Source organism: Colwellia sp. KS18-150 (genome assembly GCF_057551365.1).
On the sequence record NZ_BAAJMC010000002.1, the window covers coordinates 142,304 to 163,654 of the forward strand.

At 38.4% G+C, this 21,351-nt stretch carries 15 protein-coding genes; 5 read left to right on the plus strand and 10 right to left on the minus strand.

The window, feature by feature from the left end; genetic code table 11:
• Positions 1-2: 2 nt before the first annotated feature.
• Positions 3-2,615, minus strand: coding sequence for a sensor domain-containing phosphodiesterase (locus tag AC27IF_RS03985; RefSeq protein ID WP_487052438.1), 2,613 nt, complete (start codon positions 2,613-2,615; stop codon positions 3-5).
• A gap of 207 nt (positions 2,616-2,822) precedes the next feature.
• Positions 2,823-3,122, minus strand: a complete 300-nt coding sequence (locus AC27IF_RS03990) for a hypothetical protein (RefSeq protein WP_487052439.1) — start codon at positions 3,120-3,122, stop codon at positions 2,823-2,825.
• A gap of 127 nt (positions 3,123-3,249) precedes the next feature.
• On the opposite strand from AC27IF_RS03990, the gene AC27IF_RS03995 reads away from it, so the two are divergent.
• Positions 3,250-4,089: an isopenicillin N synthase family dioxygenase gene (locus tag AC27IF_RS03995; RefSeq protein WP_487052440.1), complete on the plus strand. Its 840-nt coding sequence runs from the start codon at positions 3,250-3,252 to the stop codon at positions 4,087-4,089.
• 243 nt (positions 4,090-4,332) lie between these two features.
• Here AC27IF_RS03995 and AC27IF_RS04000 read toward each other — a convergent pair whose 3' ends face one another.
• From AC27IF_RS04000 to AC27IF_RS04025, 6 genes are all read right to left on the minus strand, one after another.
• Entirely contained in the window at positions 4,333-6,006 is a 1,674-nt protein-coding gene (locus AC27IF_RS04000; RefSeq protein WP_487052441.1) for an amidohydrolase, read from the minus strand.
• Positions 6,007-6,054: 48 nt separating this feature from the next.
• Positions 6,055-7,863, minus strand: coding sequence for a M28 family peptidase (locus AC27IF_RS04005; protein WP_487052442.1), 1,809 nt, complete (start codon positions 7,861-7,863; stop codon positions 6,055-6,057).
• Positions 7,864-7,899: 36 nt separating this feature from the next.
• Entirely contained in the window at positions 7,900-9,432 is a 1,533-nt protein-coding gene (locus tag AC27IF_RS04010; protein WP_487052443.1) for an amidase family protein, read from the minus strand.
• A 335-nt stretch (positions 9,433-9,767) separates the two neighbouring features.
• Positions 9,768-10,844, minus strand: a complete 1,077-nt coding sequence (locus AC27IF_RS04015) for a DUF1254 domain-containing protein (RefSeq protein WP_487052444.1) — start codon at positions 10,842-10,844, stop codon at positions 9,768-9,770.
• 192 nt (positions 10,845-11,036) lie between these two features.
• A complete protein-coding gene (locus tag AC27IF_RS04020; RefSeq protein WP_487052445.1) occupies positions 11,037-11,759 on the minus strand; it encodes a pseudouridine synthase in 723 nt (240 codons plus the stop codon).
• A 13-nt stretch (positions 11,760-11,772) separates the two neighbouring features.
• Entirely contained in the window at positions 11,773-12,189 is a 417-nt protein-coding gene (locus AC27IF_RS04025; protein WP_487052446.1) for a hypothetical protein, read from the minus strand.
• 165 nt (positions 12,190-12,354) lie between these two features.
• Between AC27IF_RS04025 and AC27IF_RS04030 the strand changes: the two genes are divergently transcribed.
• The gene (locus tag AC27IF_RS04030; RefSeq protein WP_487052447.1) at positions 12,355-13,344 is read left to right on the plus strand and encodes a methylenetetrahydrofolate reductase; all 990 of its coding nucleotides are present in this window, start codon (positions 12,355-12,357) and stop codon (positions 13,342-13,344) included.
• Between the two features lie 358 nt (positions 13,345-13,702).
• Positions 13,703-14,152, plus strand: a complete 450-nt coding sequence (locus AC27IF_RS04035; RefSeq protein WP_487052448.1) for a hypothetical protein — start codon at positions 13,703-13,705, stop codon at positions 14,150-14,152.
• 142 nt (positions 14,153-14,294) lie between these two features.
• Here AC27IF_RS04035 and AC27IF_RS04040 read toward each other — a convergent pair whose 3' ends face one another.
• Both AC27IF_RS04040 and AC27IF_RS04045 read right to left on the minus strand, forming a co-directional pair.
• On the minus strand, positions 14,295-15,386 hold the full coding sequence (locus AC27IF_RS04040; RefSeq protein WP_487052449.1) for an efflux RND transporter periplasmic adaptor subunit: 1,092 nt from the start codon (positions 15,384-15,386) through the stop codon (positions 14,295-14,297).
• A gap of 35 nt (positions 15,387-15,421) precedes the next feature.
• Positions 15,422-18,556, minus strand: coding sequence for an efflux RND transporter permease subunit (locus AC27IF_RS04045; RefSeq protein WP_487052450.1), 3,135 nt, complete (start codon positions 18,554-18,556; stop codon positions 15,422-15,424).
• Positions 18,557-18,861: 305 nt separating this feature from the next.
• On the opposite strand from AC27IF_RS04045, the gene AC27IF_RS04050 reads away from it, so the two are divergent.
• Both AC27IF_RS04050 and AC27IF_RS04055 read left to right on the plus strand, forming a co-directional pair.
• Positions 18,862-19,503, plus strand: a complete 642-nt coding sequence (locus tag AC27IF_RS04050) for a YqiJ family protein (RefSeq protein WP_487052451.1) — start codon at positions 18,862-18,864, stop codon at positions 19,501-19,503.
• 51 nt (positions 19,504-19,554) lie between these two features.
• Positions 19,555-21,312: a flotillin family protein gene (locus AC27IF_RS04055; protein ID WP_487052452.1), complete on the plus strand. Its 1,758-nt coding sequence runs from the start codon at positions 19,555-19,557 to the stop codon at positions 21,310-21,312.
• Positions 21,313-21,351: the final 39 nt, after the last annotated feature.

Here is a 21,351-nt window from a genome sequence, read left to right on the forward strand (position 1 = left end):
TATTACGCTGATTTATCGATTATATAGTTTTCCATATCATTAGCCGACATGGGTTTTGAAAAATAAAACCCTTGTCCGTATAAACAGTCCATTTGCTGCAACAAATCAGCATCTGCAAGGTTTTCAATACCCTCACCAACCGTTGCCATTCGTAAATTAGTGGCTAAATCGATAATCGTTTTAATGATTGCTCGGTTATTTTCATGCTCATGAACATTAGTAATAAATGATCTATCTATTTTTAAGACATCGATAGGGAAACGATGTAAATAGCTCAAACTAGAATAACCGGTTCCAAAGTCATCAAGTAATATCTTAACACCTAATTGTTTCAATGCTTTCATGTTGGCTAAAACAATATCTGTGTTTTCCAATAGCGCACGTTCAGTTAATTCAACTCTAAGGTGCTCGGGTTTAAGCCCGGTTTCAGTTAAGATCTTGGCAATTTCATCGGGTAATGTTGGACTAAAAAACTGTTGGCAAAATAAATTACAACTAACATAAAGATCTTCACGTAATAACTTTTTCTGCCAAACTCGTAATTGCTGACAAGACTTTTGCAGTATTTGTAAATCGATCGCTTGTATTAAATGTGTTTCTTCTGCTAATGGAATGAAATCGTTAGGATAAACAAAACCACGTTTAGTACTGTGCCATCTGGCTAAGGCTTCAAAACCTTTTAACTCTTGGTTATCTAATCTTAATATAGGCTGGAAATAAGGCTCAAACTCTTGCCATTCAATCGCTTCTCGAATGTCTGCCTCAAGTGATAAAGCATTTTGTACTCTTTGGTGCATACTTGCATCAAAGACCTCATATCGCCCTTTACCACTATCTTTAGCGTGGTACATAGCCGTATCAGCGTCACGTAACATGGTATCAGCATTATCATAACGCTTATCGCTAAAGAGAATGCCTATACTGGTACCGGTAAAAACTAACTGATTTTCAATGGTAAAAGGTTGCTCTAAAAATTCGGTGATACGCTGGGCTATTTCAAAAGCTTCATTATTGGAGTCCAAATCTTCTATCAATATAACAAACTCGTCCCCGCCTAACCTGGCAACTGTATCTTTGCCACGCACTATACTAGATAACTCTCGAGCGATTAATTTTAACAAAACATCACCGGCATGATGGCCCAAACTATCGTTAACTACTTTGAATCTGTCTAAATCTAAAAATAATATGGCAAATGCTAAATCAGGTTTGCGTTTATTACAGGCAATGGCATGGTTGAGTAAATCAATAAAAATAGCTCGATTAGGTAAACCCGTTAAGCTGTCGTGAGTGGCGGTGTGTTTGAGTCGTTTCTCAACTTGCTTACGTTGCACAATTTCATCTTCTAGTGCCAGTGTTCTCAACTTAACTTGCTGCTCTAGCAATTCATGGCTTTGTCGCTCAATATCGGATGCCTCGCGACGTTTTATCGCACCTGAAACATGCGTAGAAACAAAGTTGAGTAACTCTGCATCTTGCGGGGTGTACGTGGTATCCAACCGATAACTTTGGATAACCATCACACCCAGTAATTGCCCAGAATATATTAAAGGTACACCTAACCATGAATGCATGTTTCTTTCTGGCTTTTTGGTAATACCTTGTGCATAAAGCTCGAGCATCCCTTCATGAGTGAGTAAGACAGTTTCTTTACGCTTTATGACTAATTCGGAAAAATGATTAGATAGCTTCCTTGGTTTATAGTCACATTGATTTTCTATATTTTCATCGACAAAATAACTGAACTCTAACGTGTCATTCTCTGGTTCATACCGAGCAATAAAAAAGTTTGTGGCGTTAATTAGTTGGCCAACAATATTGTGAACCTTGGCATAAAAAACATCAATTTCGATGCTAGCATCACTAGTTAGCTCTGAAATTCGATATAAAGACTCTTGTAGCAACTCTGATTTTTCACGCTCTCTGATTTGTGCCATCAATTCACGAGTTCGAGCATTAACCGCACTGGTCAATCGCTCCTTATCTTGCAAACGTATCATTGCGCCGACAACGTGCTGAGCGGCAAAAGTTAGCATGTTTAAGTCTTGCTCAGTGTAACGAACTCGTTCACTGTAACTTTGCACCACCATAACCCCAATAACTAAGCCGTTATGTAATAATGGCACGCCAAGCCAGTCTGTACCTGTGGTACCGTGGCTTTTCGTTTTATCATTTTCTCTTAACTGTTTTTCTAATGCAGGCGTTACCATTAGAGGTTGCATGGACTCGATAACTAAATTAGTAAAGGAGCCGGAGATTTTCTCATAATCAATAGAGCCTTTGGGCCAATCATCTTTTTCATCAACGTGGTATACAAACTCAACGGTTGAAAAAGTTTGATCATAACTAACAATATAGAAATTTTTAGCGGTCATTAAAGACGCAATAGTACGGTGAACCTGAGGGTAGAAATTAACTAACTCGTCGCATTCTTGTGACAATTGATTAAGGTGGAATAAGGCAGTATAACGCATTTGCAAGTTGTCATGCTGCTCTTGCAATAACTGTAACTTAGTTAATGTATCAGCCTCAGAAGCAGAAACCTCTGTTGATATATTATTGCTCTTACTTACATCAACACTATCGAGGTGTTTTTTGGAGCCAGAATTTGCCATAAATTAAAATAACCACCATTTCAGACTGTATGCATTGGTGTTTTTTTTAACAAATAAGCTTCAATAAGCATAAAGCACCGTAAGCATCGAGTATTTCTTCAACTACAGAAGAAAAAACATCATACATAATAATGTACTTTAATGACAAAAAAATCTACTAAAGCCGTTTGAAATTGCACATTAGTAGATTTTTCTCTATAAACACTATTATTTTGCTTCTTCTTGAGCTGTTTTGCGGATTTTATCCACGTTATGTTTGTTACCACAAATCGCAAGCTGTTTTTCATCTCGGTAATATCTTACATCGATACAGTCTTGCTGATATCTACGTTCTAGCTCAGTACGAATAAGCGGTTGGCCTTTAGCATTAACGATTTGACGGTGTAATGCTTGGCATTGCTGAATTTGCTCTGAAGCTAAGGTTATATCTTCACAGGCATCATCATTACTTGAACAACCGGCAATGGCGATAACAGCAAAACTAGCAATAAAGAGTGGATATTTCATGTTTGTGTTCACTTATCTAGACTAATTAATATTTTTATTACCGTCATTATATACCGCTTCTACTTGAAGATATAGATTTAAGCAGTACACTTCATTTATTAATAACAAGTAATAGATGAGAAACCGAATGTCATTAACAGTCGTTGATTACACCGCAAATGATGCCCCTGAGAAATTTGTAAAAAGCTTACGCGAAACTGGTTTTGGCGTTTTAACAAATCACCCAATACAACAGTCACTTGTACAATCCATTTACGATAATTGGCAAGAATTTTTCAATGGCGAAGATAAATATAATTTAGCCTTTGATGTTGAAAAACAAGACGGCTACTTTGCGCCAGAAATATCAGAAACGGCTAAAGGTCATAAACACAAAGACATTAAAGAATATTACCATGTCTACCCTTGGGGTCGTATTCCTGAAGAATTAAAAGCTGAAATACTCAACTATTATCAACTGGCGTCTGATTTAGCGAGTGAATTACTCACTTGGGTAGAAAAGCATAGCCCAGTTGATGTTGCCAAACACTATTCTGAGCCATTAGCTAACATGATAACAGACACACCGAATACGTTATTAAGGGTATTACATTACCCACCGATAACTGGTGGTGAAGAGCAAGGGGCTATTCGCGCTGCAGCTCATGAAGACATTAATTTACTAACCATATTGCCAGCATCAAATGAGCCAGGTCTGCAGGTACAATTACAAAATGGTAATTGGCTAGATGTCCCCAGTGATTTTGGTAATTTAATCATCAATATAGGGGATATGTTACAAGAAGCATCTCAGGGTTACTTCCCCTCGACTACTCACAGAGTTATTAACCCTGAAGGTAGTCATAGTGATAAATCAAGAATTTCATTACCACTATTTTTACACCCTCGTAGTGAAGTTAAACTCTCTGAAAAACATACCCAAGCAAGTTATTTGTTAGAGCGTTTACGAGAACTAGGGGTAAAATAACCAGCTTTTTCTAAAGTAATGTATTCAGCTAATACTTAAGTATTAGCAACCAGTGCTTTGCCTAAGATTATCGTATTAGCCACTGCACAGAGTACTTTTGCTGTTAATAATATTGTACTGATCCTGTCTAAATATTCCCCCCTCCATGTGCTTTTACTAATAAGCCATTGAAGGGGGGTTAGCCAATATCACCTTGCTATTCTTTCAGAAATACAAGCATCAATAACGACAATTTTTGATATCTTACTCTGATATTTCATAAACTTTTTTACCATTTAACACCGTTGCAAGCACATTAATATCTTTAATATCATCTACTTCAACAGTAAGCGGATTCGCTGATAGTAAAACAAAATCAGCTAGTTTACCTGTAGCTAAAGAGCCTGTTTTTTTCTCCATACCAAATTGATAAGCGGCGTTAATGGTATAAGCTTGTAATGCTTGGTATGGCGTTATCGCTTGCTCAAGACCTAAAACTTGCCCAGAGGTCGATTCTCGCTTTATCGCTATCCACATATTCAGTAATGGATTTACCGGGCTTACCGGAGGATCATTATGCATACTCGCTTTGATGCCTGCGTTAAAAGCATCACCTAAAGCGCTTAATCGTTTTGATTTCTCAGGACCCAGCGTGGTTTGATAATGCAAATCTCCCCAATAATAAACGTGAGTTACAAAAAAGCTGGGATTGGCTTTAAGCTTTGCCATCCGTACAATTTGTGATTGATTAGTCACTTGAGAATGGATAATTTGTGGGCGAATATGATTACTATTGCCATGACTATTTTGTTGCGCATATTCAATGGCATTTAATGCAATTTCTACCGCATTATCACCATTAGCATGTATTGCTGGCCACATATTAGCTTGATACATTTCTAAGACTTGTTGATTGAAAAAGTCTTGTGTTCCCTGCACACCATCGCCTCCAAATTCAGGTTCGTAATAGCCACCAATAAGTGAGCCTGTGCCACCTTGTATTGAGCCATCAGTCCATGTTTTGATAAACGGTACTGATAGCAGCTTGTTCTCAAAGCTTTGTATTTTAGGCAATACTGCATCAAAGTCGCTTGCTGTTGAAAAATAACCGCCAACAATACGCATAGGAAATTGGCCGTCAGCGGTCATATTACTGACAAAGTTTAACGTTGCTTCATCCATAAATGCTAATTCAGAGGCAGTCGTAACACCAACGCTAGCTCTTTGCTTAGCTGCTAATAATGCTGACTCTTTATTAGGATTGGGAAAACCTTTCACTTGTGTAAAAGCTGGCATGCCTGATAAAAATCCGGTCAAATTTCCTTGCTCATCTTTTTCAAAATAGCCGCCTGTTGGATTAGGTGTGTTTTTATCAATACCAGCCGATTTCAACGCCAAGCTATTAGCAAATGCACCATGGCCACTTAAATGATAAATAAACACTGGGTTAATCGGAAATAAGGCATCTAATTCCGCTATGCTAGGACCACGTTTTTCTTGGTATAACGTTTGATCTGCACCAAACGCTAATATCCAACCGTCTTTATCCGGCTCTGCTTGGCTTAATTTATTTAACGCTTCTTTAAGTGTCGGTGTAGTAAAAGGTTGGACATCGGTTACTAAAAACTGAGAGCTAGATAAAAAGAAGTGATCATGGGTTTCAATAAAGCCTGGCACTATGGTTTTACCTTCCGCATCATAAATGCTTGCTTGGTTCCCCGCCTTAGCTAGCACATCTTTATTGCTGCCAATGGCAATAATTTCATTATCACGATATGCAATGGATTGTGCCGTTGGCAAGATCTCATCCATAGTGACAATATCAGCATTAATAATAACGTTAACTACATCATTATTAATTGCCTCTTTTTGCTCTGAGCATGATGCAGCCGAGAAAGCTAACCACATAACAAAAAGCAATTTATAAATATTGTTCATAATTTCCCTCCAATAAAACAGTACAGATTAATCCGTTTGGTATAACTTCTAATGATTACCAAATAACAATTTCAACGTATCTGATTGATAAATAGACTCTTCAGCCGTATACGGCGTCGCTCCCTGCTCTAAATCAATTTTAGAGTACTTACCTAGTTCATCAACAATAAAAGCGTGGGCACGGCCAAACTTCTCCAACTCTTTAGCGCTGATTAAGTCATTCTCATAATCTGCCGTGGTATGGTAATACCTTGAACCAATAGTCCATCCAGCGCTGATAATGCCTTTATCGACATAAGGCGGGTGAAAATTAGTTTCATCGGCTGCAGGGTCGGCAAACTGAAAATCGCTGATGGTAAGCGCATAGTGATTGGTCGCTTGTTTGAATAAATCTAGCAGTAATGGACTTCTATTCGTGATCATTAACATGCCCGGTGTTGCTACATTACTTTTAGCCGTCGTAATCCAGCCTTCATCAATATCTTGCACAATACCAATTTTTTCCGGACGTAAATTCACCAATAAGTTATCAGCAAGCTCTTGGTGGGTTTGTAACCATTTATCGGTCGCGCCAACACCGGGATTTTCATGATCGCCAACGAAAAGGAAAATTAACCCATGCTCTCGTTCACTTTCAGGCACTTTCGCATAATGTTTCGCAAGCGCAAGGTTCATAGCGATTGAGCCAGCATTACAATGTACTCCATATAAAAAGCCATCAACATGTCCCATAAACATAATGTACTTACCCGATTTCCCCGGTAAAACACCGGTTACATTATAAGAATACCTTTTATCAGGCCCTTCTTCTTGGCCTTGAACATTTAATTTGGCAATTACCGGCTGCGCTTTGGTCGCTCGGTCTAATAATTTCCTCAGGTAATAACCATCATTATTGTTAATAACCGTCCAAGGCAGCGCTAAACCTAAGTTTTCACCGCCGCCAATAGCACCAACACGCGTTGCCACTTGCGTGGCATTAGGGACATCTGACCAAACAATCACGCCTGCTGGCATACCGTAATCACCAACCGCGATACGAGAATAAGCAGTTCTTGCACTGTGAAATAATCCTCCTGGTAAGCCGCGGGTTCTTAGGAGTACTAATTTGTCAGTTAAGTCTCTACCATTTAATTCTGCGGGTGTGCCTTCGCCAACAAAGATGACTTCCGCTTCTATGCCTCCTTTAGCTGTAGTAGCCGATTGATACGCTGTTAAGGCATTTTTAAACTGATAACTTTCACCTTTATGGAAAGTAGGCGCACTGGTTAGAGTTAATTCTAATTCGTCTAGTTGCCACAATGGCCGACGGGCAGGAATAGTTTCTTTATAGATTTGAGTAAAGCCATAACTTTTCAATTCTTGCTCAGCGTAATCAGACGCTTGGCGTTCATATTTTGTCCCTTGAATACGCCCCCAAATTAAATTGCCATCATCTCGACTTTGAATAGAGATGCCAGTAAGTTTATCTAAATGCTGCTGTATTTGATCTGCCGTTATTGACCGTCTTGGATCGGTTGCTTCATTAAGTTTTTGTGGCAAGGGACCCACATTAGCGGGTGCTATTACTGTAGAAATTTCTTTGTTCAATACCGCTTGATACTCTTCTGGCGTTTTAAACGAAACCGCTGATAATGCTTCTATAAGTGCTTTAGGTGAAGCCGCCATACGTTGATCGGATAATTGTGTGCCTTGCGCTGTTGGTAGCTTTTGCTCTTTCTGCTCAGTGTTAATGTCAGTAACTTCAGCTTTACTTTGTTGATGAACATCAGAGCTTTCATCTTGACGAACATCTCCACAACTAATTAGTAAGCAGCTAAGTACCATAATAGAAAGACTAGGTGTACGCTTAAACATGATTTTTAATCCCTATGCGTTAATTTTAAAACGGTGCTAACTCTTTTTCGTTTTGCTAAACATTACCGAATGTGGCGCCCATTTATCTTGCCAAGGCCTCACTTGCTCTAATTCTAATGCTAATTGAAACAGCAATTTATCCTGCCCCATAGGCGCATGAAACATAGAGCCTATCGGCATACTTGTGGTTTTAGAAAATGATAAAGGTACTGACATGGCACAATCTCCCGCGGGGTTAATCGGTGCACACAAACTCATCACATGTTCAAACAAATACCCTTTATCAACAAAAGAGTCACTCGGTTTTATAGAGCCCAACAATGGCGTTTCTACGGGCATTACCGGACTTAAGATGACGTCATATTGAGCAAACACCTTTTGATATAATTGACCAACCTGCTGGAAATAATCCGTGCCTTGTTGAATTTGTTGCTGTGTATAGTGTCGACCACTATCAATCATGGAGGCAGTCCAATAAGCAATTAAATCAGATTCCAACGCATCTTGTCCGGTCAGTTGCTTTATTTGCTCAAGAATAGGGGTAAATTTGGGTAAATAAGCATAACGATAGTTATCAAAAAACTCTTGGCCATTGATCGGGTGCTCAATTTCCTCAACCTGATGCCCAAGTGATGTTAGTAACTTGGCCGTATCAGTCAGTGCTGCTTTCACCGACGGCGCGGTTGCCGGCAAACCTTTAACACCATTAACAGCAAAAGCAATTTTTAAACGTTTTTTAGCCGGTGCATCAATATTGCCAAGTACTTGAAAGCCCTTAGCTTGTGTATCTTCCGTGGCTCTGAATAAGGCAATGTTATCGCGAACTGTGCGGCTAATAGCACAATTGGTTTTAAATAAATCATGCTGACCATTACTTTCCCCTGACAGCATTCGCCCTCGTGATGGTTTAAAACCAAAGGTTCCACAAGCGCTGCTGGGAAAACGGTTTGAGCCACCGCCGTCAGTGCCGTGCACTAAAGGCACAATACCGCTAGCTACAGCCGCTGCTGCACCAGAGCTAGAGGCCACACATGAATATTGTAAATTCCACGGGTTTTTGGTTTGCCCATAAAGCTCACTTTCATAACCAGAAGCAAACTCAGGTACCGTTGTGGTACCCACCATATTCAGCCCCGATGTTTCAAAGGCCTTAACCCAAGCAACAGACTTTTCAGGAACATTATTTTGCAACAAACGCGAGCCATCGGTGCGCTTAACGCCGCCAATATCAATCATATCTTTCATCAAACTTGGCACACCAGCAAACACTGAACGATTCGATATGCGAGTAGCCTGTGCTCTAGCACGTTCAAAAGTCGGCGTCGCAATACAATTAATGCTAGGGTTAATAAAGTCAATCCGTTTAATCACTACCTCTAATAACTCGGCAGGCGATACTTGTTTCGCTTTAATCAGCTGCGCTAAACCTAACGCATCATAATTTACAAATTCATCTATTGGGGAGTGGCTATCAGCGGTAAGTGTTTGTGAAAAAGCTGAAGGTAGAAGTAATAATGCACTGGCAGACACTGCGCTTGATTTCAAAAAATGTCGACGAGAAATAGTCATAGTTCAATCCATGAGCGTTTTTAGGCACTGTAAAACCAATAAGTTATACGTTTAATTTACTATAACGAGATGTAAAAAAGTAGTTAATTAATGTTTACTAAACGCAAATACATTAATTAATATAGAGTGAAGATAGCGCATTTATGGCAGAACCAAAAAGTGAGAAAACAATCGAGGTGTAAAAGTATTAACCGCGTCGAGATGTAGTGCAATTCGCCTTAATTATTGAAATAAATTTTCAGCACGAATGTTAATATTTGCGCATCATGGTATTTTTAAAAATAAGTGGCTTATTATTTACATAAACCACTTATTTATTTTCAGTAATAAAGTGCCTAGTTAATTGCTTTAATAATGATATCCACTTTACTGTCAATCACTGCTTGAGTAGCACCATAGTGACGAGTAGTGATTGTGAAGTCTTTGCCGTACGCTGAGGTATCAATGTTATTAATCGCATCATTACCACAGTTAAAAGATATAGTGACGGTTTTATCATCGTTAACTTGCCAAGAATATGAATTAATCGAGACAGCACCTTCAATCAAATATTTTTCTGCATCATATGCCGTTACCGAGGTGAAAAATTTATTTTGTGGATCGGAAAAGGTTGTCGTTTTACAGGTGTCACCGTCAATAAATGGCGAGTTCACATACTTATTACCTTGGAGTGCAATGGGTGATGCTCCCCCCCAACCCGCAGCATTTTCTAAATTCCACTGAGTAAGATCAATCACTTGGGCAGGTGTTCTAGGGAAAGTATAGGTAAATACCCCGTTACGCTCGACGATTTGGTCAACTACAGCTTTACGCTTATCAACTTCAACCTCGACCTCAGCAAAGTTATAATTGGGTAATGTGAAATCCGTAGCGAAGTTAAACTTAGTGGTATCAACTTTCTTCAATTGAGCATAAGCGTTAGCAATTCCTTCATCAGTGTTAGCACCTATTTCAACACCAGAGCGATAAATTAAGAACACGGTTTCGGTATCAGTAACAGGTAAAGTATGAACACCATCTTCAACAATCAGGTACTCACCATGACCACTCTCTGTAACCACTTGCACTGAAAAATAATTATTCGTTTCTGGGATATCAAAAGTCACTTCTCCATTAACGACATTAAGAATAGCAACGCCGTAAAGGGTGTCATCATTCATTTGAACCGTTGGCGCTTTATCACCACGAGGTGGTAGAGAAGGTAACATTGCAAATTGTTTGTTTGCTTTACCTTTTGCAATCCAATTTCGGTACATACGAGCTGTTTCAGCGTGTGCAAAATTTTCCTCATTTATACTGATTGTCGTTGGCTCTGAACTGGCTTGAGTAATATTACTTTCATTTTGTGTGCAAGCGCTTAAAAGTGTAACAACGGTTATGGCTATAAGTGAGAGTTTAAAGTGAGTGTTCATGATTAATTTCCTTTTAATTAATTGATTAGATTAGTGGTTTAATAAGTAATTGACAACATAATAAGGTAAAGAGTCACCCCAATCAATTGATGAAAAATCATACGGGATATGTAAGACATGCATAACGCTACATACCTTTTAATATCTAGTTATTTATAGATAAACATTTATAGATAAGTATTAAAATACTATTTAAAAACAAGCTGTGTTATCTAAGTTTATCTCTATCAATTTACTTTCCCCCACTAATAAGTTATCTCCTAAAACATAAGGGCCGATAGAAGTGCGATGTAAGCCAATAACAGGGTTATCAAAACGACCAAACATGCGCTTAATTTGATGATACCTCCCTTCAGTAAGTATAACTTCGGCTTGATAAGTGGATAATATCTTTAAGGTAACGGGTTTGGTAGTGAGATCTTCATAAGCAAAATACATCCCTTTAGCAAAAGCGGGAATGTAATCGTCGGTAATAGGGTTTTGCAAAGTTACTAAATAGTGTTTAGCTACTTTGCTTTCTGGTGAAGTTAATTGCTCTGACCAACGACTGTCATTAGTCAACAACACTAAACCTGAGGTATTTAAATCTAACCGGCCAACAATATGTAAACTCGATTTTTCCTCGTCCGTTAATATATTAGTTAGTAGATCTATAACGGTTTTATGTTTGTCATCTGTGGTGGCGCAAACCACACCAACAGGCTTGTGCAGCATAATATATAACGGCTTATGCTTCTGAATGATCTTGTCATCGAAAGAAATCACTGAGAATTTATCAATTTGTTGGGCGGTATCTGTGGCAATAATACCATCAACCGTGACACGTTTTTGCGCAATCAATAAACGCATTTTTTTCCGGGGTATTTGGCATTGCTCGCTGATAAAGCGATCAAGGCGAGAGCGATTGATAGACATAGTAAAATACGCGTTAAATAGCCGTGAGCTTTAACTTATTAGCAATTAAGTTCAGCACTTTTTGTAATTTTACTTGCAGCAGTGGCGACAATAACTTCTCTTGCTCAGCTAGTATGGTTAGCTCTGAATCAGTTAAGGCGATATGACTCACCATTTGCTGTTCATCTTGGCCCTGATAATAGCAAAAAACATCATCAGAAAAGTGGTTAATATCTTTACTTGGTAATGCTTCTTGTTGCTCTGCAAAACTAGATGGCGAATTGAGGTTTAGAGTAATAAAGAAGATGTTATCTTCATCACCATACCAATTGGCCGTCATGGTTTGAAAGTTAAATTGTGCTTCAAGTTTATTGGTAATGGATTTAATTTTTGCGAGTAAACCAACTAGCTCATCATTAACTTTTATCGTGATAGGTAATAATTCATTCATTTTGTATTAATTCAATGGCGAGTTTAGGTGTCAATTGCTACTAAAACTATACACACACTGCGCCGTTAAACCTAGTTAATAGTTATTATATCAAATCAGTTGTTGACAATCGTGTTGATATAAATGACCATATAGCCATCTAAACGTCCAGTAAATTTCATCAATATGAGTAAATTGAACAAGCAATCAGAACTTCAAGCAAGGTATAACGACATTAACCGTGGTGTGTATTTTATTGGTACCACACCTCCTAAAAGTGATACCCCTTTAGCTGATGTTGAAGTTATCGCCGAAAAATTATTAGAGCGTATCAGCGACATTGATGTGGATGGATTGATTGTTTACGATATTCAAGATGAAAATTCACGGACAAAATTATCAAGACCATTTCCTTTTAAATCAACACACGACACTCGCTTATATTCTTCATTATTAAATAAGAAGGCGGCTCGTCCGGTAATCACGTACAAAAGCGTTGTGCAATCTAATGCTGATGATTTTGACCAGTGGGCAAATCAAGCTTGGCAAGACTATGGTGTAAAAGATGTTGTGCTTGTGGGTAGTCCATCTAAAAATAATGAAATTTCATTACCACTGGCTGACGCTTACAAAACTTTAGTGGATAATGACCATGACTTTTTTATCGGTGGTGTTACTATCGCTGAGCGCCATGCCAGCAAAGGCAATGAACATCAACGATTAATAGAAAAACACCTTCAAGGTTGTAACTTCTTTATTTCACAGGCTATTTATAATCCGCAAGCGACTATAGATATGTTAACTCGCTATGCCATTGAGTGTGAAAAACAAGGATTAAAACCTCAACGTCTGATTTTAACTTTCTCTCCTTGCGGTAGTAAGAAAACGCTAGAGTTTATTGAGTGGTTAGGTGTTAGCGTCCCAGAAGCCACCAGTTTACGTATACTAAACTCCGACAACCCTCTTTATGAGTCAATCCGAATTTGTACCAATAGTTTGCAACAGATTTTAGATGCTGTTCTCCCTTACGATTTGCCTTTAGGTTTAAATATTGAAAGTCTGACTAATCGTAAAGAAGAAATTAACGGTTCAATATTGTTATATAAACTACTTCGTTCATCGATGGACTCATTTCTTGCCAAAAAAGAGCTCAATAGTTTAATTAGTAAAAGCTAAAATTTAGACTAACCATAAACATAAATTGGCTAGTTTCGCGTCAGCTAGCCAACAATTTTAAGCGTATCATAGCACCAACATTTAACTTCATTATAAGTTTTATCACATTCACTAACATTATAAACTTCAAGCCATAATGTTTGAACAGTTTTAATTAAAAGCCACCTAAGTATCATTTTTTGTTATGACTTGTTAATCCAGAAAGGTGCTACTCGCTTCCGTTTCAACGGGTCGTTAATATTGTAATACAGCAGTCCTGAGAATTTTGTCTATACTTACGCTCAGCTCTTAATACCTGTTCAATTACAGGTATAGCAGTTTAATGAGCACAATCTTTTTCATTCACAGGAGAATAAAAATGAAAAATACATTAATCGTATTATATTGTGTTTTATTTAGTTATTCAGTAGTTGCTAAAGATCGACTAGAAGTTTACGAAGATTATGAATTGGGCACAGAAATTATGGCTTTAACCACAGTAAAAATTGATCCTAATATGGGAGATGTTTACTTAGCAGGCTTGAGAGAAAGTTGGGTTAAAGCCGTAAAAATTCAAAAGGAATTGGGTTTCATCAAAGACTGGAAAATATACGGCAGTGATCTTGCTGTCAGTGGTAATTTCAATATGTTACTGATAGTGACTTTTGATAACGCAGCAGATCTAGAGCCGAGTAAGAAAAAATATGCGGCTTTCATGAAAAAGTGGAGTGAGCAAGACGAAGAAAAAGCCAATAAAATTTCTGCTGAGTATCCTGAAGTTAGAACGTTAACTGGAGAATATCGTTTACGCGAAATCATTATGAAATAGCAGACGTAATTCAAAAAGCTCTCAACAGTCGGCGTACTTACATTCGCCGATTGTAACAACCTGTATTCTTTTACTAAACATTAGTGAAATATGCCTATTTATTATATAGTTAAGGAGTCTTAAGCGATAACTTAAATACATATTACTGAATTACCACACTCTGCCCTTCTTTTAAACGCTCGGCTCCGCGGATAGCAATTTTATCTCCTTGTTGTAAATCGCCTTCAATTGATACTCTATCAAATGTGCCATTCCCCACCTTAACTAATAAACGTTTTGCTTTATTATCGCTATCAACTTTTACTACATAAGTTCCGTCTTTACGTAAGATTAAAGCATCACGGTGTACGGTTAAACTTGGTAATGCATGCTGAACTGGCACAGTTACCTTTACCAGCTGCCCTGCGGTCCAGAACTCGTTTAAATGCTCAGGTATTTGGATGCGAACTTCAAAGGTTTGTGACAATGGGTCTGTACTTGGGATCACTGAAGTTACTTGCGTTGAAATAGACTGACCAATCGCTTGCAGGTTAAGTTCAAGCCCTTTACGAACAAAAGCTAAGTATTTGACCGGTATATATAAACGCACTTCTAAGTGCTCAGTATCAAGTAGCTTTAATAATATATCACTACGATTAATGTCTGTTCCTGCTCGAACAACACGTTCTGTTACCACACCGTCAAATGGAGCTTTCACTGTCGCTCGCTGTAATTCATCTTCTATTTGATGCAGTTTTAATGAGGCTATTTCACTGTCAGTTTGCGCTAATTCATATTGCGATTTAGTTTGATCTAATTGAAATTGTGAAGTGGAATTAGTGGCTTTTAACTTTTGCAAACGTTGTAATTCATTTTTAAAATAGCGGGCATTAATATTGGCGCGCTTTATCTGTGCCTTTTGCTCTGCTTGCTTTAACTGCAGTGGTAACAGATCCATTTTAGCTAAGGCATCACCTTGTTTCACCATCACACCCGGCTCTTGTAGCCACTCTAAACGACCACTAACACCCGCGGTAATATTTACATAAGAGCGACTATGTAAAGTGCCCATTAAATCAGCAGTTGCCCCTAATGATATTTCTGTCACAGTATCTATTTGTACCGGACTTGCTGGCGCCTCAGCTGCCATTGAAATTTGGCTAGTAAATAGTGCGCTACTAATAACACCAATGGCTAACGTGCTAACTTTTAACTTCATAAACATATTTGCTTTTAACTTTTTAATTTCTAACATAACTGACTCCTAGTCACACTAACCCGTGACTATGCTTAACTAACCTGAGTTTGCAAAGGTGATGCTGATTTATCATCACTGTGTAAATCTTCAATCGTATTTCCTTGGCTATTTATATCGCTTGAACCTTGCTCTCCAAATCGTAATAAACTTGGAAATAACACCAAGGTAAAAATAGCGCTAATAAGCATACCGCCAACAATAACCGTTGCTAAACCGCGGTAAATTTCACTACCAACACCCGGCATCACCATTAATGGCAACATCCCAAACAAACTGGTTAAAGTACTCATATACACAGGTCTTGCTCTAATTCGTATTGCTTGAGCTACGGCACGTCTTCTTGTTAAACCAGATCTTTCTGCTTGTCTTGTTTGATCAACAATCAAAATGGCATTATTAACCACTAAACCTAGCAAAATGATAAAGCCAATCATGGTTAATAAATCTAATGACTGATAAGTCACTAGGTTTAATAAATTGAGTCCAATCACCCCTCCTGCTACAGCTAATGGCATAACAAGCAGCACTAATAAACTATCTTTTGGAGACTTAAATAAAGCCGTCATCAATAAGAATAATATGATTAATGCCAAGGCAAAGTTTTTCACCATATCGTTAATCGCTGCCGCCATTTTATTCGCATTACCACTAAGCTGAATTGAAGCCTCTGGCGGTAGGCTTTCCTTCATTTTCGGAATAACTTTATTGTTAATTGCAACTAGAGCTTCCTCCAATGACATGGTCGCTGGCGGGGATATTTGAATACTGATGGTTCTTTTGCCGTCAACACGTCGTAAACTTGTAGGGCCTGCCGTTCTATCAATTGTGGTTAATTCGCCAATTGTTTGAATACCAGCTAAAGGAGAATGCACAGGCAACGCTGCTAACTCATCTGGAGTTTGCCATTGTTCTCCACGCAAAATCACATTCACACGTTCGTTACCATCAAAGTATTCACCAATAAATAAGCCACTGGTATAGGCACGAATTGCATTGGCAACATCACGACGCGTTAAGCCTGCTTGAGTGATTCGCTGATCTTTGGGTGTTAACTTTAGCTCTGGCTCAGACAAGCTTAATCCCGGATTTGGAAATGCAGTCGTTCCTGCCATATTTTCATTGATAGCATCAATACCCACTTGTGCCACCGACATCAAACTTTCAATATCAGGCCCTTGGACATTTATTTCGACCGTGCGGCCATTACCGCCACCAGAAACATTAATCATTGAACCTCTAAATAAAAATGCCTGTGTATCTGGTAAGCCTGCAAAAACCTCACTGCGGATAATGTCCATCAATTCTTCTACACGGGTAGGATCATCCGAATAAACAAAACCACCGGTCGCCCCTGAGCCAAAAGAGTAGAAATTATAACTTTTGATTTTTGGAGACTTTTCTCCCGATAAATACGGCGCTAACCTTGCTTTAACCAATGTAGCCATTTCTTTTTCAATGAAATCGACATTACCTCCCGGCGGCATATTCAAACTGAAAAAGAAACCATCTATGGGCGCGCGTGGCATAAAATCGGTTTTAGGCATCAGTAAAACGATAACTAAAAGTGAGCCGCCAAGTAAAAAAGTAATCCAGCCAATACGTTTTGGTTTGCTATTTGTTAATCGCATCACCAAGCTAGTTAATTTTTCCCAATAATGACCAAAAGGATCATCATCAATTTGTGATTTAAGCCAATAACGGCTGGCAATAGGTAAAATGGTGATCGCGGTGATCAGTGAAGCAATAACCGCAATGGAAAGTGTTAATGCTAAATCTGAAAATAGCTGCCCTTCTATACCTGCCATAAATAAAATAGGTAAAAAGATTGCGACACTGGTGGCCGTAGAAGCAAATAATGCCCCCGTCACTTGCAAAGCGCCTCGCATCACAGCTTTATTACCATCCATACCTAAACCGCGTAACCGGACAATATTCTCTTGCACAATAATCGCGGCATCTAAAACCAACCCCACAGAGAAAGCCAGACCTGCTAACGAGATAACATTCAAACTGCGATCAAAAATACTCAGCGCAACAAAGGCCACCATCAAGGAGATAGGAATAGTGATAGCAATAATTAAAATATTTCGCCAGCCCCGTAAAAATAACCACAAAATGATTAGCGCTAAAACTATGCCCAAGCCAAGGTTATTTTGTACAAGTTTCAAGGCATTTCGAATATGTACCGATGAATCAAAACTTAACTCAATCACTAAACCCGCAGCTTTCATTGGTCCTTCATTGAGCTCATTTACTGCGACATTAATTTCATCCAATAAAGCAACAGTATTAGCATCGTTTTGACGCTTCAAAGTAAAGTAGTATGAAGGCTGGCCGCTACGCATATTAAAGCCAAATCTGTCGACTAAGGTATTTTCAACCGTAGCAATATCTTTCAAATAAATAGGACGCTCGCCACTATAACCAATAATCATTTCGGTAAGGTTAGTGACATCATATTGTCCAGAGAAACGAACCGTGTATTGTCTACGCCCAACATTGGCGGTACCAGCAGAAACATCACTGGCACGAGAAATGGTTGAACTAATATCCGATAACGATAAGCCTAGTGCCGCCGTTCTCAATGGATCAAACGTCACTCTTAATTCTCTTGGGCGGTGACTTTGTAGGTTTACTTGACCCATACCTTGAATACGAGAAAAACGCGGACGTACCACATCTTCAATAAGTTTTTGATATTTACCTAGATCTTGAGTGGGATTATAAGGCAAGGTTTTGATCATTAATGAAGCTGTATTAGGGCCGCCTCGACCACCGCCGGCTGAAACAATAGGGTCCATGGCATCAAGGGGAATTGGCGGTGCTTGGTTAAGGTTATTAATAACATCCAACATGGCTTTTTGCATGTCAGCACCCACATCAAACGTTAAGGTAATATTACCAAAACCGCGACGAATATTAGTAGTGACCTTAGTCACTCCTTGAGTATTTTTAACTACATTTTCAATGGGTTCGATTATAACCGACTCCATTTCAGAAGGAGCTGCACTTCGCCAACCCGTAGAAATATTGATTTGAGGTTGTTCAATATCTGGTGTTAATTGAATGGGTAATTTAAAAACACTCATCAATCCAAAGACCATTACCAAGGCAACGATCACAATGATTGCGGCAGGATTTTTTAAAGCGGCACGGGTTAAATTCACTATCCCATCCTAATAGTTAAAATGTAAATATTTCGGGCATTATAGACATAGTCGTATAGGAACCTGAAAAGGATCGAGTTAAGTTACATTTTTTTCACGATGAAAGGGGGATTTGAAACAAAAAGTTACATATGATGACAATTTACCGTGCTAATTTAATTGCCAACCCTGCCGGTATTTATACGAATAAAACAGCTTTCTACTTAGCCAATGTTGAAAATTATTTTATTATAAAAAAACGCTAATCATTTGATTTTTTATTGTAAGTTTAATACCTTAGTACAATTATGATAAAGGATGTATCTATGGTTTCGTTTCTACTAGCCGATTTTAATACAGGGTTTGCCATCGCTTTAGGTATAGTGATAGCACTTGCCATTCTCGAAGGCTTAGGCATGATCATTGGCTTAAGTTTAATGAGCTTATTAGATCAAATATCCCCTATTGATCTAGATCTCGAGGTTGATGCCGAATTTGCAGATACTGGTGTCACCCCACTACTAGGCTGGCTTTGCTTAAATCGACTTCCTTTACTTATTTGGCTAGTACTGTTTTTAACAAGTTTTTCGGTGTCAGGTTACAGCCTTAACTTTATAACACTTAATCTTGTCAGCTCAACATTACCCTCATTCACCGTTTATAGCGCCGCATTTATCTCGGCAATATTTCTAAGTCGATATCTGGGTATTCCTCTCGCTAAGCTACTACCTAAAAATGAATCTTCAGCTGTTTCCAATGATAGTTTTAACGGTTTAATTGCAAAAATCACTATTGGCACAGCCAAAAAGGACAGCCCTGCAGAAGCCTCTTTATTAGACAAGTTTAATCAAAAGCATTATGTGCTCGTCAGCCCAGATAACGATACCGAAACCTTCACTCAAGGTGATGAAGTAGTGCTGGTAGAAAAACAAAAAAATACTTGGTTAGCAGTCAGGTTCATTCAATAAAATATTAATTTCAGCCATTTTTAACAAATATAAAAACAAGGATAGCTTCTTATGGAAAATTTCACTTCTAACTCTAACTTTATCTTTATAATGATAGGCGCAGGTATATTAGCCTTTATCACTATAGGGTTAATATTTGCCAAACTTTATGTTCGTGCCACTAAAGAGATCGCTTTTGTTCGTACAGGTATGGGAGGGGAAAAAGTTGTTAAGGATGGCGGCGCAATTTGTCTACCTGTTCTACATGAAACCATCCCCGTGAATATGAATACCCTGCGTATAGAAGTGGAAAAAATCGAAAAAGACTCATTAATCACTAAAGACAGAATGCGTGTCGATGTCAAAGCTGATTTCTATTTGCGCGTTGCACCACACAGTGAAGGTATTTCAATGGCTGCGCAAACGTTAGGTAGCCGAACAATGCGTGTTGATGAGCTAAAAAAATTAATGGAATCAAAATTTGTTGATGTACTTCGAACCGTAGCCGCAGAAATGTCAATGACAGAAATGCATGAGCAACGTGCTGATTTTGTACAAAAAGTTCAACAAAATGTTGCCAATGATTTAGAGAAGAATGGTTTAGAGCTTGAATCAGTTTCATTAACAGGTTTCGATCAAACGGACCTACATTTCTTTAATGAAAATAATGCTTTTGATGCTGAAGGGCGTGCACGTTTAGCCAAAATAATTGAAGAAAAACGTAAAGAAACTAACGATATTGAACAAGAAAACCGTGTTCAAATTGAACGTAGAAACCTTGAAGCAGAACGTGAGTCGTTAGAAATTAAAAAAGAAGAAGAAGAGCTACGTATCGCTCAAGAGCAAGTGCTTGAATTTAAACGTGTTGAACAAAAAGCTGAAATAACCAAAACACGCGAAATGAAAGAGCGTGAAGAGCGCGAAGCCCAAATATCAAAAGAACAAGCTATTGAAGTAGCTGAAATTCAAAAAAATAGGGATGTAGAATCTAGAGAAATTGATAAGCGTACGGCATTAGAGCAAGCAAGAATTCAACAACAACGTGATATTGAGGTCGCCGAACAAGACAAACAGATAGCCGTTGCTGAAAAATCAGAAGCTGAATCAGCTGCGCGTGCTAAAGCGGCTGAAGCAGAAAAAGAACGTGTTGAAAAAGAAGAGTCCGTTATCACTATCAGGCATGTTGCTGAAGCAAATCGTCAAAAACAAATTGAAGTTATTGATGCAACAAAAGAAGCAGAAAGAGATGCGGTAAGCATCACAGTTCAAGCTGATGCTGAAAAACGTGCAGCAGAAGATAAAGCCGCTGCGGTACTAACCGAAGCTAAAGCCAAGGCCGATGCAACGAAATTAAAAGCTGATGCTGATGAAAAGATTTATGCCGTTGATGCACTTGGTAAAAAAGCCTTATACGAGGCTGAAAATACGCTACGTGATGAGCAAATTGAGCTACAAAAATCTCTTGCCATCTTAAATGCATTACCTGAAATGATCGCCAACTCAGTGAAACCACTTGAAAATATTGATGGTATTAAAATTTTACAAGGTTATGGCAACAATACTGCGCAAGCGGTAAATGGTGCACCTTCAAATTCCAGTAATGGCAGTATTGCTGAGCAAATTACTTCCGCCGCACTTAATTATCGCGCTAATGCTCCCGTTATAGATGCCATGTTACAAGAGTTAGAATTAGTAGAAAAAGACTCAGGTACATTAACTGATTTACTTAAGGGGAAAAGTGGTTTAATCAGTGAAGTAAAAGATGTTATCAAGCAATCTAATATGCCTATTACTAATGAAAATAGTAACACGCCTCAAGTAACAGAGTAATACTAGAGAGCATACATTCACTTACCAATTGAGAGTAGA